This is a genomic window from Streptomyces sp. NPDC002926 (assembly GCF_053591755.1).
Genome location: NZ_JBSFUK010000008.1, coordinates 122455 through 138030 on the forward strand (window position 1 = coordinate 122455; position 15576 = coordinate 138030).

11 protein-coding genes and 2 pseudogenes are annotated in these 15576 nt (G+C 69.3%); 10 read left to right on the forward strand and 3 right to left on the reverse strand.

Features of this window, described 5'->3' with window-relative positions; translation table 11 throughout:
* The first annotated feature begins 192 nt into the window (after positions 1–192).
* The 4 genes from ACWDZ6_RS16505 (at position 193) to ACWDZ6_RS16520 (ending at position 3024) form a co-directional block, all read left to right on the forward strand.
* On the forward strand, positions 193–1440 hold the full coding sequence (locus tag ACWDZ6_RS16505) for an SLC13 family permease (protein WP_451503471.1): 1248 nt from the start codon (positions 193–195) through the stop codon (positions 1438–1440).
* 4 nt (positions 1441–1444) lie between these two features.
* Positions 1445–1945, forward strand: a complete 501-nt coding sequence (locus ACWDZ6_RS16510) for a universal stress protein (RefSeq protein WP_451503397.1) — start codon at positions 1445–1447, stop codon at positions 1943–1945.
* 226 nt (positions 1946–2171) lie between these two features.
* The gene (locus ACWDZ6_RS16515; protein ID WP_451503398.1) at positions 2172–2822 is read left to right on the forward strand and encodes a class I SAM-dependent methyltransferase; all 651 of its coding nucleotides are present in this window, start codon (positions 2172–2174) and stop codon (positions 2820–2822) included.
* Between the two features lie 7 nt (positions 2823–2829).
* Positions 2830–3024: a hypothetical protein gene (locus tag ACWDZ6_RS16520; RefSeq protein ID WP_451503399.1), complete on the forward strand. Its 195-nt coding sequence runs from the start codon at positions 2830–2832 to the stop codon at positions 3022–3024.
* Positions 3025–3314: 290 nt separating this feature from the next.
* Here ACWDZ6_RS16520 and ACWDZ6_RS16525 read toward each other — a convergent pair.
* From ACWDZ6_RS16525 to ACWDZ6_RS16535, 3 genes and pseudogenes are all read right to left on the reverse strand, one after another.
* A pseudogene (locus ACWDZ6_RS16525) lies at positions 3315–3581 on the reverse strand (flavodoxin family protein); the annotation flags it as partial.
* Between the two features lie 253 nt (positions 3582–3834).
* Complete coding sequence (locus ACWDZ6_RS16530) at positions 3835–4350, reverse strand: DUF6233 domain-containing protein (protein WP_451503400.1); 516 nt, start codon at positions 4348–4350, stop codon at positions 3835–3837.
* 347 nt (positions 4351–4697) lie between these two features.
* Positions 4698–4928 (reverse strand): annotated as a pseudogene (locus ACWDZ6_RS16535) (hypothetical protein); the annotation flags it as partial.
* A 257-nt stretch (positions 4929–5185) separates the two neighbouring features.
* On the opposite strand from ACWDZ6_RS16535, the gene ACWDZ6_RS16540 reads away from it, so the two are divergent.
* From ACWDZ6_RS16540 to ACWDZ6_RS16565, 6 genes are all read left to right on the forward strand, one after another.
* Positions 5186–5605 (forward strand): hypothetical protein, encoded by a 420-nt coding sequence (locus ACWDZ6_RS16540; protein WP_451503401.1) that lies wholly within the window; start codon positions 5186–5188, stop codon positions 5603–5605.
* The gene (locus ACWDZ6_RS16545) at positions 5602–7842 is read left to right on the forward strand and encodes an NACHT domain-containing protein (RefSeq protein WP_451503402.1); all 2241 of its coding nucleotides are present in this window, start codon (positions 5602–5604) and stop codon (positions 7840–7842) included. Before ACWDZ6_RS16540 ends, ACWDZ6_RS16545 begins: the two co-directional genes overlap by 4 nt.
* 820 nt (positions 7843–8662) lie before the next feature.
* A complete protein-coding gene (gene lanKC / locus ACWDZ6_RS16550) occupies positions 8663–11272 on the forward strand; it encodes a class III lanthionine synthetase LanKC (RefSeq protein WP_451503403.1) in 2610 nt (869 codons plus the stop codon).
* A 61-nt stretch (positions 11273–11333) separates the two neighbouring features.
* Complete coding sequence (locus ACWDZ6_RS16555) at positions 11334–11465, forward strand: SapB/AmfS family lanthipeptide (RefSeq protein WP_451503404.1); 132 nt, start codon at positions 11334–11336, stop codon at positions 11463–11465.
* 118 nt (positions 11466–11583) lie between these two features.
* Positions 11584–13344, forward strand: coding sequence for an ABC transporter ATP-binding protein (locus tag ACWDZ6_RS16560; RefSeq protein ID WP_451503405.1), 1761 nt, complete (start codon positions 11584–11586; stop codon positions 13342–13344).
* Entirely contained in the window at positions 13341–15083 is a 1743-nt protein-coding gene (locus tag ACWDZ6_RS16565) for an ATP-binding cassette domain-containing protein (RefSeq protein ID WP_451503406.1), read from the forward strand. Before ACWDZ6_RS16560 ends, ACWDZ6_RS16565 begins: the two co-directional genes overlap by 4 nt.
* Positions 15084–15576: the final 493 nt, after the last annotated feature.

The following is a 15576-nucleotide window of genomic DNA, read 5'->3' on the forward strand; positions in this document are numbered from 1 at the left end:
CCCGCCACTCGCCGCAACGCCTCCCCGTACTCTCTGCCGCAGGTTGCCTGATCTGCGCGGTTTCAGAGTCCGTACTGGACCTGCCGCCCCCGAGGTTCGGGAGATCTCTACCGGCGGCCGCTGACGTCAGTCAGGGAACGGGTCTGGTTCGATGAAGGGTCGATTCCGCTATCGGTCTGGGGGTGCCCGATCCTGAACACGTCGCTCGCGGAGGCACTGTCCGTCGTGTTGCTGCTGGCGGTGCTGGCTTGTGCGGTGGTGCGCCCGTGGGGCTGGCCGGAGGCGGTCGTGGCGGTCCCGGCCGCTGCCGTGGTGATCGGCACCGGGGCGATCTCACTGGACCACGCCCGCGCGGAGGCGGAGCGGCTGGGGCCGGTGATCGGGTTCCTGGCCGCGGTGCTGGTGCTGGCCCAGCTGTGCGACGACGAGGGGCTGTTCCATGCCTGCGGCGCGTGGATGGCCCGCACCGCGACGGGGCGGCCGCGGCGGCTGTTGGTGCAGGTGTTCTCCGTTGCGTCGGTGATCACGGCGGTACTGAGTCTGGACGCCACTGTGGTGCTGCTGACCCCGGTGGTGTTCGCCACCGCCGCACGGCTGGGGGCCCGCCCCAAGCCGCATGTGTACGCCTGCACCCACCTGTCGAACACGGCCTCGTTGCTGCTGCCGGTGTCCAACCTGCTGGCGTTCGCGGCCAGCGGGCTGAGCTTCACCCGCTTCGCCGCGCTGATGACACTGCCCTGGCTGGCTGCGATCGCAGTCGAGTACGCCGTCTTCCGGCGGTTCTTCGCCACCGACCTGGACGCCGGCGCTTCGGCGCCTCCTGCCGCCGGGACACCCGAACTGCCGGTGTTCGCCCTGGTGGTGGTCGCCTGCACGCTGGTCGGCTTCGTCCTCACCTCCGCGCTCGGGATCAACCCGGCCTGGGCCGCCCTGGCCGGCGCGGTGGTCCTGGCCACCCGCGCCCTGGCCCAGCGCCGCACCACCCCGACCGCGATCGTCGGTGCGGCGGACGTCGCCTTCCTCGCCTTCGTCCTCGCCCTGGGCATCGTGGTCCGCGCGGTGGTCGACAACGGCCTGGCCGACGCGCTCGGTCACCTGATTCCCACAGGCACCGCGCTGCCCGCTCTCCTCGCCGTCGCCTCGCTGGCCGCCGTGCTGGCGAACGTCATCAACAACCTGCCCGCCGTCCTGGTCCTGCTGCCGCTGGCCGCCCCGGCCGGCCCCGGCGCCGTCCTCGCGGTACTGCTTGGGGTGAACATCGGGCCCAACCTCACCTACGCCGGGTCGCTGGCCACCCTTTTGTGGCGCCGTATCGTGCGCGAGCACGACACTGACGTAGACCTCAGGGAGTTCACCCGGCTCGGACTGCTCACCGTGCCGGCCGCCCTCATCACGGCGGTGCTGGCACTGTGGGTCTCGCTGCTCGCCCTGGGAGGCTGACCCCGTGACCGTGATCGCCTGGATTGTCGAAGGCACCTGGCCCGCCTGCGTGGAAGCCGCCCGCACACATACGCCCGAGGGCGCCGACATCGTGCTGCTCCATGTCACCGGCCATGACGTCCCCGGTGCAGCGCACGGCGCATACGCCGGGCTGCTTGGCCGCGGCCACCGCGAACGCGACCCCGGCACTCGCCTGGAGAACCTGGGAAGCGCAGCCGCTCAGCAACTCCTCCAGGCCGCCGCCGAGCACCTGGGACGTCCCTGTACGCGGCTGGAGAGATCCGGGCGGATCGAGCGGGAGGTTGTCGCTGCCGCCGAAGGCGCCGACCTGCTCATCCTGGCCCGCGACGGCGACCGCACCCACCTCGGGCCCAGGAGTCTCGGTCCCGACAGCCGGTTCGTCGTGGACCACGCTCCCTGCCCCGTTCTGCTGGTCTGGCCCGAGACCGCACCAGACATCGACAGCATTCCGCCTCCGCCTCCCCACCCGCCGCACTGCCGGTAGGCCACTGACTCGTCGTCCCGCCGGATGGCCGGTGACCAACGGGTTTCCGAGGTCCCCCGATAACTACCTCTCGGCATCCATAGGCGGTGCCCCCACCACCCCCAGGGCCAGCACCCGTCTGGCATGGACGCTTCAGGAACGGTCAATGGAGCCGATTCGTTTACATCACGACTTATGGGGTGTAATCCGGTAAATAGTCCCTTGGGGAATACAGGCGGTGGCGACCATGACCAGCACCCTTCAGGTCGATCCCTCCAACGCCGAGCAGGCCAGTGCCTGGGACGGGGAGGAAGGCGGGTACTGGGCCGAGCACGCCGATCAGTTCGACCTCGCGCTGCGCGGCTATCGCACGCGCTTCCTCGCAGCGGCCGGCATTGCCGCCGGCGACCAAGTACTGGACATCGGCTGCGGCACCGGCGAGACCACCCGCGACGCTGCGCGGCGGGCAAGCCGCGGCCGGGCCCTGGGCGTGGACCTGTCGGACGCGATGCTGCGGGTGGCGCGGCAGCGAGCGGCAGCCGAAGGACTGCACAACGCCGCCTTCGTCCATGCCGACGCCCAAGTGCATCCCTTCCCCGCCGCGGCGTTCGACGTGGCGGTCAGCCGCACCGGGACGATGTTCTTCGCCGACCCGGTCGCCGCGTTCCGCAACATCTGCGGCGCGTTGCGCCCCGGCGGACGCCTCGTGCAACTGGTCTGGCAGCCGCCGGCGGGCAATGAGTGGTTCCTCTCGTTCACCAGGGCCCTGGCCGCCGGACGTCCGTTGCCCGGCGCCTGCGCCCGACGCCCCGGGGCCGTTCTCACTGGCGGACCCCGAGCGGGTCCGGGCCGTCCTCGGTGCCGCCGGCTTCACAGACATCCAGTTCGAACCCCATAGCGAGGCGATGCGGTTCGGCGAAGATGCCGACGGCGCGCATCGGTTCACGCTCGGCTTGCTCGGCTGGATGCTTGACGGCCTCGATGACGAAGGTCGACGGCGAGCTGTCGACAACCTGAGAGCCACCATCACCGCCCACGACACCGGCCACGACGTCCTCTACGCGTCGGCCACTTGGACCATCATGGCGACCCGCTCATGACCGCCAGACCAGGGTGGGAAGGGAGTAACGATGAGCCGGTTCGCCTTCACCCGTGACCGACTACTGGGGCGAGCCGTTCACGCCGCCCGAGTGGCGGCGGCCCCTTTCGGAGCGGTTGGAGAGGCCGGCAACGACATCGGGCCCGCTGCCGGCACGCTCACCCGGTCAGCGCCCCTCCGGGAAGCCGAAGGGGTGACGCGCCGCAAGCTCAGCACTGAACTGATGCTCACCCGGCAGCCGACTGATCACCCCAAGGGCATGGACGCCTCGACATCAATCTCCCCAGGTCGTCACCGGTGTTCGAGGTTGGGGAAGTCGTCGCGGCAGCCGGCGTCCCATCCGGAGCGCTGATTGCCGTACGCCGGGATGCCGCCCGCCTGCTTGAGCATCGCGCCGAGGTGCATCAGGTTCCACGACATGAAGGTCGTGTTGCGGTTGGTGAAGTCAATCTCCGGCCCGCCGGACCCGGGGTCGAGGTAGGAGGGGCCGGGGCCGGCTTCGCCGATCCAGCCGGCGTCGGCTTGCGGCGGGATGGTGTAGCCGAGGTGCTGGAGGCTCTAGAGGATGTTCCCAGCCCGATCAGCATGACGTTGCTGGAAGTGAAGATGTCGTTGGTCGAGATGTCCGCGGCGTTGATGAGGAACGCGATAAAGAACAGCACGGCTGCTGGCGATGCCGAGCATGATGTTCTTCCTCGATCAGGTGAGGACCATGTGCCCGCACTGTGCGGCCGAGACATGCCGACGGCCGGAGAATTCAGCCCATCGAGCAGCGCACGCCGGGAGTTGGGCGCGCCGGCTGCATCAGCGGCTACATCAGGGGTGGGAGAGTTTCGGCGGCGCCGCACTTCGTGCACACCCTCGTGCCTGGCTGCCTGACCACGCTCAGCGCCTGGTCGAGGTCGAGGATGTCGCCGTCGTCCGCGTCTTCGCAGTCATGGACGTGCACCACGTTCCATCCAGGCCTGCCACGTTCACGCGGGAGCCGCTCGATCCTCCACGCTCCTGCGCCCTCCACGGCCTCCACGACGGGGGTGGCGGCGTGCACCGGCTGCAGCCCCTGCGTCGGCGCGTCGACGGCCGGCGCCAACCCCTGTGCCGGAATGTCGTCGTAGACGATGCCTTCCAGCAGGCGGACATAGTCGGCTGGAACCCAGACCACGTACTGGGCGGGTTCCACCCATTCGTCCGTCGTCGCCTGCCACGTCGGCAGGCCGACCTGGTACATCCACGCACGCTGCGTCTGCAACCGTGCGTGGAGGAGGCCGTTGAGCTCCTGGCCGTCCGGGAGAACCACCAGAACCGGCGGAAGCTGGGCTGTATTCATCTCACCACCACAAGTCGTTGCCTCGGTCGGCGAGTCGGAGGTCCCTGCTCCGACCCGTATTTCTCCGTTTGCTCCGGCTTCAGTCCCTCAACCCCGTCGCCACGGTGAAGTTCACGGCTGCTCGATGCCCGGGGAGGCCCGCCATAGTCGAGGGCGATCGTGTCGCGCTGTCTGACCTGCTGCCTTGGGGCGGACAGCTCTGCCGCCCGGGCTGACCTGCCTCAGGCGCGGCGTCCGCCGACGGCCTGGCTGAAATACAGGGCTTGTAGGCGGCGGGAGAGGCAGATCAGCGCAACGGGCCGGTCGTGCATAAGGTTGGCTCCGGACGGCTACAACTCGCGTCGCTCTCAGGACTCTTCTGCGCCCCGCGACCCGCAGGTCGCGGCGAGGCCGAGCAAGGTCAAGTAGTTGCAGGGGTGGCGTTCGTAGTTGGGGCTGAGCCTGCGGTAGCCGGACAGCCACGGGGTCGTCCGCGCGATCACCCAGCGGCGGCGGACCAGCCGCTTGCCGGACTTCACCCCCTTGCGCGCGATGCGCACCCCAATGCGCTTGCCCCGCAGCCATGTCCGCTGGTGGGGGATGCCCCCCAAGCCCAATGCCGTTGCGTTACGGCTCGGTCTGTCCTGGTGGGTGGATGAGGACGCCTCGCGGCTCGGTCCGCCGCACGCGGTGTCCACCCGATCCACCAGCCCCGGCGTGTTCCCACAGAGCGGCCATCAACCGTTCCGGAGCGGAGCTGACGTGAAATCAATTTCGTGGCCGAACCGCTGATCAAAGGTGCCGGTGTGGCTAGCATGAACTCCTGAATGCGCGGTGCGCGACAGGAGGAACACCTGTGCCCGAGATCGATTTACTGCTCGGCCAAATCGTGCCGGCAGTCGCAGCGGCGGTGGGCGCCTACGGCGTCTCCGTGCTGACCATGGCCGAGGATGAAGCGGCCGGGGCGACGGTGCGGCTGGGGCAGCGATTGCTCAACCGGATCCTGCACCGCAGCGCCGACGCCGACCCGGTTCGAGCCGCCGTCACCAACCTGGCGGACGCGGCCCCGAACACGCTGGCCTCTCGGCGCACAGAGTTCAGGGATGCGCTGCAGGAAGTACTGAGGGACACCCCGGAGCTTGCTGCTGAACTGTCGGCGCTGCTGCGGGAACGTCCGGCCGTCCAGGCCCGCGGTGCCCACAGCGTCGCCATCGGCGGAGACAACTCCGGGATCATCTCGACCGGCGAGGGCGCGACGAACACCCTGCACCAGTGAGCCTCGGGCCCGGCCCCCAGGAACTGGACCCCGCTGTGCATACCCCTGACCGGCCGGGCGGCGACCGGTCGATCAAAGTCGACGGTGGCAACTCGGGCATCGCGAGCACCGGCGACAACGCGGTCAATGTGCTCATCAACGCCGGAGGGATCTCCGCCGAGGACACGCTGGCCGAGATGGTCGAACGGCTTGTGCAGGCGGTCCGCGCCAGGCGTAGCTCGGTCGAGGATGCGCTGGTCGACAAGGCCTATCTGCTCGCACAGAAGGTCAGCGACCGCCTGCACCGTGAGGAGGAACAACAGCGGTTACGGGATCCGCACCCGCTGCCTGTGCACTGGCGATTGGTACCTTCGAAGGCGCCCGGCCGCCGGGACAGCATCCGCAACGCCCCGGCAGAGGCGACGGATGCTCCCCCGCTGGACCTGGCCGGTCAGCTGGATGAGATCGCGGCGGTCTTCGAGCGGACCGAGTCCGGCTGGCTGATGGTGCTGGGCGGGGCAGGCTCGGGGAAGACCATCCTGACCCTACGTTTCGCACTGGCCCGGCTGAAGGCGCGCACTCCAACCGACACGGCACCGGTACCGGTGATCTTCAGCCTCGGGTCGTGGAATCCCACCACCACCCCACTGCGGGACTGGCTGATCAGCCAGTTGGAGCGGGACCAGCCCTTTCTGGCCGGACCCAGCCCCAACGGATCGACGTGGGCCGCCGCGCTGGTCGGTGCCGGCTACGTCCTGCCGATCCTGGACGGGTTCGACGAGATCGCCAACGGCCTGCGCGGACCCGCGCTGAGAGCACTCAACGCCGCCACCCTGCCGCTGCTGGTGACCAGTCGCCACGCCGAACTCGAAGCCGCCGTGAAGGCAACCAAGGTTGTTCCCTGTGCCGTCGGTATCGAATTGAGCGACCTCACCCTGGACGACTCCGTCAACTACCTGCTGCACGCCACCGATACGACCCTCTCCGACGGCACGGACACCACCACCCCGACCGGGTGGCAGTACGTCCTGAGCGAGTTGCGCTGCCGTCCCCACACATCAGCCGGCGCCAATCTCGCCGCCGTGCTGACAACGCCCCTGATGGTCACACTTGCCCGCACCGTCTACGAATCCGACCGCAATCCATCGGAGCTGCTGGACGTCGAGCTGGGCACCCGAAAAGCCCTTGAAGACCATCTCCTGGACAACTTCATCCCCACCGCCTACGCGCGCTTTCTCAGCAACCGACCCGCGGTGGAACAGCGGCGATGGGACCCCGAACTCGCCCGGCACCGGCTCGGCTACCTCGCCGCGCACCTGAGACAGCTCAAGACACATGACGTGGAATGGTGGCGACTGGGAACCAGCATGAAGCTCTCCTCACAGATGCTCGTGGTCGGGGTCACGGTCGGAATTCTGTCCGGGCTCATGATCGGGATCGTGTACGCGGCCACGGTCGGGCTCGTGTACGGGCGCGCGTGGTGGCTCACGGAGGGAGTCGTTGACATTCCTCTGAACGGGCTCGGGATCGGGCTGACTTTCGGGCTCATACAGGGGTTCGCCGCGAAGCTCAAGGTCGGCGGCCCGGCATTCGAGCCGTCGCGCATGCACATACAGATCCGCGGTGGAACGAAGAAGGTGCGGGAGAGCTTCTTCCCCAGGGTTCGGGGCGGGCTCGCGGGCGGCCTCGTATTCGGGGTCGTGTTCGGCCTGGGACTCGCGGCCTATTGGGTTCTTCTGGGTTATCCCGTGCTCGCGATCGCGCTGGTTTTCGGGAACGGGCTCGTGATCGGGATCATTCTCGGGCTCGCGGTCGGACTCACGCTCGCGCTCATGGCCGGGCTCGAGGCTGTCATCGAGAGAAAAACCTCCGTCAGCCCGTCGGAGCTGTTGAACACAAACCGCGCCACCGTGCTCACCCAACTGCTGGCGGTCGGGCTCGTGATCGGGCTCGGGTACGGGATCACGATCTGGCTCGTGAACGGATTCGTAGTCGGGCTGTCGGCCGGGCTTGCGGCCGGGCTCACGGTCGGGCTCGGGGTCGGCACTTTGACCGCTTGGGGCCGATGGGTGCTCCTGGCCCGCATCTGGCTGCCCCTGACGGGGCGAATGCCGTGGGCAGTGAACGCTTTCCTGGACGACGCCTACCGGCGAGGCGTGCTGCGCCAGGTCGGCGCGGTCTACCAGTTCCGCCATGCGCGGCTTCGGGACCGCCTGGGCGAGGCCTATGAGGAACACCGCAACCAACCCCCTGATTGAGCCGAGGTCTGTCGATGTGCGGCGTGTCGGCGAGCTGGGGTCATTGCCCGCCGCAGCAGGCCGGAGCGGAGTAGGTATCTGCTGGCAGGCTGCCGGCGCGACTGGCTCTTCGACCGGACCTGCTCATGGAGATCCTGTCCCGCGTGAAAACCCCAGTGTGGGTCGACGACCCGGTTGTTTGCGTGGGCGGGTTCAGGCTGCCTGTTGGTATGCGTTGATGAGGCCGCCGAGGAGTTGGGGGCGGCGGATTCGGGTTCCGACACGGGGGAGGGGGCTACCTGGCCGGCTTCCGTGGCCTGGAGGTCGGCAGGTCGGCCACCGGCGACAACCGTCCCGACCGGCGCCAAAAACGCCGACCAGGCGGCAGGCGATGAACCGCATCCGCACCGGATCGGCAGCGTAAGTCCGGATCTGACGCAACGGCATTGGCCCTGGGCCTTGTCGGCATGCAGGCGGCCGGATGGACGGGTCTGCCCGGGGCTGTCGATGGCCCGCTGGAGGCCTTCGGCGGCTCTTGTGGGTTTGGAGCGGCTACGGGTGGCGGCCCCGGCACTCCTGCTGGCGGACCCCGCCGGCTGCAGGCCGTACGTTGCGCACGACAGCCGCCGCCGGTGCGCCGCTGCCCTCCGCACCCGCCGGGGAGCCCACGGGCGTCCCGGCGCCCGAGTGAACGCCCCTCGGCGTCCTTCAACGACGATGAGATCGATGCTTGCTGAGTTGTTACTCGTGCGTTCCGCATGCTCGTTGAGTGACAAGTGTGACTGTTCCGGCTCGCGGCTACGTGACAGCGTCTCTCGGTGTCACCAGCCGAAGGAGTCTGATGAACAAGGGGTACGCCGCTTTCTGTGATGTCAGCCGTCAGTTCTATGACGCGCCCTACCGGCGGGCGTCTGATGGTGCAAGCAGCGGTGCCCCGTACCCGGTTACGGGGCGCGACCTGCCAGAGGGGTGGCAACGGCACCGTTCCGGTGACTGGCTGGCCTTCCGCCCCTTGGAGCGGGAACTGCCCAGCCAGGGATGGAAGATCCACGTCTCCGCGTGTCTGGAAAACGCGGAGAAGATCCTCGGGACGGTGTGGGACTACTGCGTCCCACGTTCTGTCGCCTTCAAATGCATGCCGAGCCAGTACTTGCTCCATTCCCGTAACGCGAAATACGCGAATCGCGGCGCCAGTGGAAAGTTCATCACGGTCTATCCGGCCGACGACGAGGAGTTCCGTACCCTCGCTGAGGGCCTGGACGAGCTCCTCGCCGGCGAACCCGGTCCGGTCATCCTCAGCGATCTGCGCTTGAATGCCGGGCCGGTCTATGTGCGCTACGGCAGCTTCACCGAGCGGTACTGCTACGACGAGAGCGGCGAGTTGGTTCCCGCGGTGTCGGACGCACAAGGGCAGTTGGTGCCCGATCGCCGGGACCCGACCTTCCATGTCCCCCCGTGGGTCACTCTCCCGGCGTTCCTCGAACCGCATGTGGCGGCCCGCGCCTCGACCACGGTCGCTGATGTCCCGTACCGGTTCGAGCGCGCGCTGCACTTCTCCAACGGCGGCGGCGTGTACGTCGGCCGGGATGTGCGCACCGGCCGGCAGGTGGTCCTGAAGGAGGGCAGGCCGCATGCGGGTCTTGCTGCCGACGGGGCGGATGCGGTTGCTCGTCTCGAGCGTGAACGTGATGCTCTGCGGAGACTGGCCGGACTCGCCTGCACGCCTGAGGTACTGGACTGGTTCACCCTCGGAGAGCACTCCTTTCTTGTCATGGAGTACATCGAGGGGCGGCCTCTGAACAACTTCTTCGCCCATCGGCATCCGCTCATCGAGGCCGATCCCAGTACGGAAAAGCTCGCCGAGTACACACAGTGGGCGATGCGGGTCTACCGTCTCGTCGAGGAAGCCGTGGAGGCGATCCACGCCCGGGGTGTGGTCTTCAACGATCTGCATCTGTTCAACGTCATGCTGTCCGAGGACGAATCCTCGGTGGTGCTCCTGGACTTCGAGGCCGCCGCCATCGACGACGAGACACGGCGGCAGGTGGTCGCAAACCCGGGGTTCGTCGCTCCCGCCGACCGCAGGGGGTTCGATGTCGACCGGTACGCCCTGGCGTGCCTGCGTCTGGCGCTGTTCCTCCCGCTGACGAGTCTGTTCGCGGTGGACCGTGCCAAGGCCGCCCATCTGGCTCGGATCGCGGGGGAGCAGTTCCCTGTACCGCCGGCGTTCCTCGAGGAGGCTGTTGCGGAGATCCAGCGGGGCCTTGTGATGACGTCACGCGGGTCAACGGGCGCGGAAGTACAGGGGGATGGGGTCGAGTACCTGCCCGTGCGGCTTGCAGACTGGCCGCGCAGCCGGGACTCCATGGCAGGAGCCATCATCGCGTCGGCCACACCGGAGCGTGATGACCGTTTCTTCCCCGGAGACATCGCCCAGTTCGCCAACTCGGCCGGTGGTGCCTGCTTCTCCTATGGAGCGGCGGGAGTGCTGTACGCGTTGGCCGAGACCGGCGCGCAGCGTTGTCCGGCGGCCGAGGAGTGGCTGCTGCGGGCCACCAAGTCCCCCGCCTCCGGCACACCGCTGGGGTTCTACGACGGGCTGTCCGGCATCGCGTGGGTACTGGACCGGCTCGGGCATCGGGAACAGGCACTCGACCTGGTCGACACCCTCACTTCAGGGCCCTGGCATGACATCGCGCCCGACTTGCACAGTGGCCTGGCGGGTCTCGCACTCGCCCTGGACGCCCTGGCCACGTCCACCGGCGAGCACACCCTGCACGACAAGGCACTGCAGTGCGCGCAGCTGATAGCCGACAAGGTCGCCTCACCCGCCACGGGTCCTTCCGCTGGACCTGTCGCCGCCCGCGCCGGACTCCTGCACGGCGCGAGTGGAACGGCGCTGCTGTTCGTGCGCCTGTATGAACGTACCGGCGACCGTGGCCTGTTGGACCTCGCGGCCGATGCCCTGCGCCGTGATCTGGAACGCTGTGTCCGCAGCGTCGGCGGCACTCTCCAGGTCAGCGAGGGCTGGCGGACCATGCCGTACCTCGGGGCCGGCAGCGTCGGGATCGGTATGGTCCTCGACGACTACCTCGTGCACCGCCGCGACGAACAGTTCGAACAGGCACGACAGGACATCGTCGCGGCTGCGCAGGCCAAGTTCTACGCCCAGCCCGGCCTGTTCCGCGGAGCCGCGGGCATGGTGCTGCATCTGAGCCGCACCACGGCCGCAGGCCCCGGCACACATGACGCCGATGTGCGCCGCCAGATCGACTCACTCTCCTGGGGCGCCATCCCCTACCAAGGGCAACTGGCCTTCGCGGGGGAGCAGATGATGCGTCTCTCCATGGATCTGAGCACCGGCACCGCCGGCTGCTTGCTCGCCCTGGGCAGCGCCCTGCACGAGACTCCCGTGCACCTGCCCTTCCTCCCGCCGCCAAAGCGGCCCTAAAACCGGCTCCCTTCGGGGAGCCGCAAGGAAAGAACCGTCCCCAATTGAGAGGAACACGACCATGACCCTTCTCGACCTGCAGATGATGGAAACCCCCACCACCGAGATCACCGGCGAGCTCGGCACCGGCGGCAGCCGCGCGAGCCTGCTGCTGTGCGGCGACAGCAGCCTCAGCATCACCACGTGTCACTGAGCTGTCGCCTACGGGGTCTGAACACCCCGTGAAATGACCGCAGTGGCTCCGGCTGACGCACCGCCGGGGCCACTGCGCTCCGACCCGCCCCTGCCACGAAGACGAGGACCGCACACCTATGGCCCTCACCCACCGCTCGCCTGCCAGGCAACCCGCACCGGCCGCCCGTGCCCGTCATGTGCTGGTCGACGCGGCCCGCCACAGTGCCGGCCACGCCACGGCTGTGCTTGTCTTCAGCGCGGCGTCCGCCGCTGCGGCCCTTGCTCTTCCGGCCGCGCTCGGTATCGCACTGGACCGCACCCTGAACGGGGCGGCGGGCCTGCACCGCGCTGTCGTGCTGTGCGCGCTCCTGATCCTCGCCGAAGTCCTCTCGGATGCTCTGGTGGCGTACCTGAGCGGCGTGACCAGTGCGCGCAGCACCGCACGCATCCGGCGCCGGGGCATCGAACACCTGCTGAGTATCGAGCCGCGTCGCGCCGCCGACCGGTTCACTGTGGGTGATCTCGTCACCCGCCTGACCGGCAACGCCGCTGAGGCCGGCACAGCCCCCGTGACCGCGGCCGCCGGCGCCGCCTCGCTCCTGGCTCCGCTCGGCGGCCTGGCCGCGCTGGCGCTCACCGATCTCTGGCTGGCAGCCGTCTTCCTGGCCGGGGCTCCCCTGTTGCTTCTGCTGCTGCGTGCTTTCACGCGCCGTTCCTCCGACAGCATCACGCAGTACCAGCGCATCCAGGCCACCATCGCGTCCCGCCTCGTGGAGGCCCTCGGCGGTGCGCGCACGATCGCCGCCGCAGGAACCGCAAAAAGGGAACGCGTGCGCATCCTGGCACCTCTTGAGGCCCTGAGTGCACAGGGACGACGCATGTGGCAGGTGTACGGCGACGCGGCGGCCGGCAGCAGCATCCTGGTGCCGCTGCTGATCACGCTGGTGGTCGCCGTGGGCGGGATCCGGCTCGTTGACGGAAACCTGAGCGTCGGCCAGCTCCTCGCCGCAGCCGCCTACACCAACCTCGCCGCCGGCCTGGGCGCGGTCACCGGACAGCTCAACGCTCTCCTGCGCAGCCGCTCCGCTGCCCGCCGCACCGCCGAAGTCCTGTCCATCTCCCCGGTCCGGCAGGGGCGCCGCCCGTTGCCGGAGGGGGGACCGGGCCGCCTGGAGCTGCGGGGCGTCACCGTCATCCGTAACGGAGCACCCGTACTGCACGACGTCGATCTGACCGTCCCCGGCGGGACGGTCATGGCTATCGTCGGCCGCTCCGGAGCCGGGAAGTCGACGCTTGCCGCCCTGGCAGGGCGCCTGACCGATCCCGACGCCGGCCAGGTACTGCTCGACGGAGTGCCGCTGACCGAAGTCGACCCTGCGCACCTGCGCAGGGAAACCGGCTACGCCTTCGAACGTCCGGTCCTGTTCGGCGAAACCGTCGGCGCTGCCATCGCTTTCGGACCGGATGCGCCCAGCGCCCGCCACATCGAAAAAGCGGCCCGCGCGGCCGGGGCCGACACGTTCGTGCAGCTGCTGCCCGGACGCTACGGGGCCCGGCTCCTTCAGGTCCCCCTGTCCGGCGGGGAACTCCAACGACTGGGGCTGGCACGGGCCTTCGCCCACGCCGGTCGCCTCCTCGTGCTCGATGACGCCACCTCCAGTCTCGACAGCGTCACGGAACTTCACGTCGGACGGGCCCTGCTGCGCGATGTACACCCCGGTACCCGCCTGCTGATAGCCCACCGTGTCTCCACCGCGGCGCGCGCCGATCTCGTCGCCTGGATGGAGAACGGCCGGATCCGCGCGGTGGGTCCGCACGAACGCCTGTGGGAGAACGCCGACTACCGTGCGGTGTTCGCCGGCCCTGAAGAATCCCCGACGAGGGAGCCGGACTCATGACGGGCGGGCGGATCCTGCCACAGGCGCTGCGCTTCCTGGGCCGCCGCAAACGGGTACTGCGGACCCTGGGAAGCTGGTCGCTCCTGGAATCCCTGCAGACCTTCGTCGGCGGCTACAGCGTCGCAAAGTCGCTGGACCAGGGGTTCCTCGCCGGCCGCCCGGGCACCGGACTTCTGTGGCTGGCTCTTGCCGCCGGCGCCGCCCTCGCGGGCGGCCTGGCCACCCGGGGAGTCTTCCGCGGCCTTGCCGACCTTGTCGAACCCCTGCGGGACGCACTGATCCGCAGGGTGACATCGAAAGCGCTGGCCGACGCGATGACCGGGGCCGCGCGCAGCGCGGACAGCGCCGTTGTCTCCAGGCTGACGCATCAGACCGAAATCGCACGCGACAGTTTCGCCGGACTGGTCCTGGTCGCCCGGTCATTCCTCTTCACCACAGCAGGCGCGCTCGCGGGTCTGGCCTCGCTTGCTCCGCAGCTCCTGCTGGTCGTCGTGCCGCCCCTCGCTCTCGGGCTGCTCCTGTTCACCGCCACGCTCATCCCCATGGCAGCCTGCCAACGCGACTTCCTGCGCGCCGACGAAGCCCTGGCAACGCAGACGGGAGCCCTGGCGCAGGGCCTGCGCGACGTGCTGGCCTGCGGGGCCACGGCACAGGCACGCGACCTCACCTGTGCTCTGATCGAGAACGAGGCACGCACCGCCCGGGCCCTCGCCCGATGGGCGGCCGCCCGCACCCTGGCCCTGGCGGTGGCAGGACAGCTCCCCGTCGTTCTGCTGCTGGCCGCGGCACCGTGGCTCCTGAGGCAAGGAGTCACCGCCGGCACCCTGGCCGGCGCATTGACCTACCTCATGCAGGCACTCCTGCCGGCGCTGCACACGCTGGTCCAGGCCCTGGGAGCCGCAGGGACCAGACTCCTGGTCGTCCTCGACCGGCTGACGGCCGGAACATATCCGGATCCCCTCACCCCAGCAGCCATCACCGGCTCCGACGTCGTGCATCCCACCGACGGCCGGCAAGCACCGGCAGTCGAACTGCGCACGCTGACCTTCGCCTACCGAAGCGACGCCCAGCCAGTGCTGCGCGACCTCAGCCTCACCATCGCGCCCGGAGAGCACCTCGCCGTCGTCGGCCCCAGCGGCATCGGCAAGTCCACCCTGACCGCACTCATCGCCGGCCTGCTCACCCCCGACCGGGGACAGGTACGGGTTCACGGAGAACAAGCACGGATGAGTGCGTCCGGCGAACCGTCCCGGCTCCGGGTGCTCATTCCCCAGCAGGCGTACGTCTTCAGCGGAACGCTGCGCGACAACCTGCAATATCTGTGCCCCGGCGGAGCATCGGCAGCGGCCATGCGCCACTCCGCCGAAGCGGTCGGAGCCGCCCCGCTGATCCGGCGCCTGGGCGGATACGACGCTGTGGCCGACCCTGCCGCGCTGTCGCACGGCGAGTGCCAGCTCATCGCCCTGGCCCGGGCCCACCTTTCGCCCGCACGGCTGATACTGCTCGACGAGGCAACCTGCCACCTCGATCCGGCAGCCGAGGCACAGGCCGAGGCGGCATTCGCCGCACGGCCCGGCACCGTGATCGTCGTGGCCCACCGCATCAGTTCGGCCCAGCGAGCCGACCGGGTCCTCGTGCTCGACGGCGTCCACGCCGCACTGGGAACCCATGAACAGATGCTCGACCAGTCCGCGCTCTACCGGGACCTCGTCGGCCAGTGGCACGCCGAGCGCCTGTGACGGCACACCTGGATCATCGGCGCTCCCGTGGATTCCCGGTCCGTCCCCCAGCCTGCGTGGGGACGACGCTTCCTGAGCTGCGCTCGCGGACGGGGCACCGGTTCCTGGCGTGGACGGCGGGCAGAAGGGCCGTCGCCGGCGCCGTTGCCGATCACGGACAGGGCGCCACGGGACCGAGCACGGTGAGCCGCCGACGAAACGCGCCGACCTGTGGTTTTGCCGACAGTCCTTCTGCGGGGACCCCCTGGTGAAGGCGCGGGGCCACCGGGTGGCCCGACCGCCGGCAGGAGCGGGACATGTTCCTGCCGGTGAGCTGTGGGAAAGGCCGGCGTCCGCGTCCAGCCGCCACCGCCCCCTAGCGCCCCGTATTGCCCGTGCCGCCTGCACACCCGCTCCCACCGCGACGCGCACCGCACAACCCGCACCGCAGCCCTCAGCACGTACGGGGGGTGCCGGCCGCCCCCGGGGCCGCCCCCGGCCGCTCCCGGGCCGT

Excerpts from the sequence above, each read along its gene's own strand:
- ACWDZ6_RS16565 (WP_451503406.1), top strand. The coding sequence starts at position 13,341 with ATGACGGGCGGGCGGATCCTGCCACAGGCGCTGCGCTTCCTGGGCCGC.
- lanKC (WP_451503403.1), top strand. The coding sequence starts at position 8,663 with ATGAACAAGGGGTACGCCGCTTTCTGTGATGTCAGCCGTCAGTTCTAT.
- ACWDZ6_RS16520 (WP_451503399.1), top strand. The coding sequence starts at position 2,830 with ATGCGGTTCGGCGAAGATGCCGACGGCGCGCATCGGTTCACGCTCGGC.
- ACWDZ6_RS16555 (WP_451503404.1), top strand. The coding sequence starts at position 11,334 with ATGACCCTTCTCGACCTGCAGATGATGGAAACCCCCACCACCGAGATC.
- ACWDZ6_RS16530 (WP_451503400.1), bottom strand. The coding sequence starts at position 4,350 with ATGAATACAGCCCAGCTTCCGCCGGTTCTGGTGGTTCTCCCGGACGGC.
- ACWDZ6_RS16515 (WP_451503398.1), top strand. The coding sequence starts at position 2,172 with ATGACCAGCACCCTTCAGGTCGATCCCTCCAACGCCGAGCAGGCCAGT.
- ACWDZ6_RS16560 (WP_451503405.1), top strand. The coding sequence starts at position 11,584 with ATGGCCCTCACCCACCGCTCGCCTGCCAGGCAACCCGCACCGGCCGCC.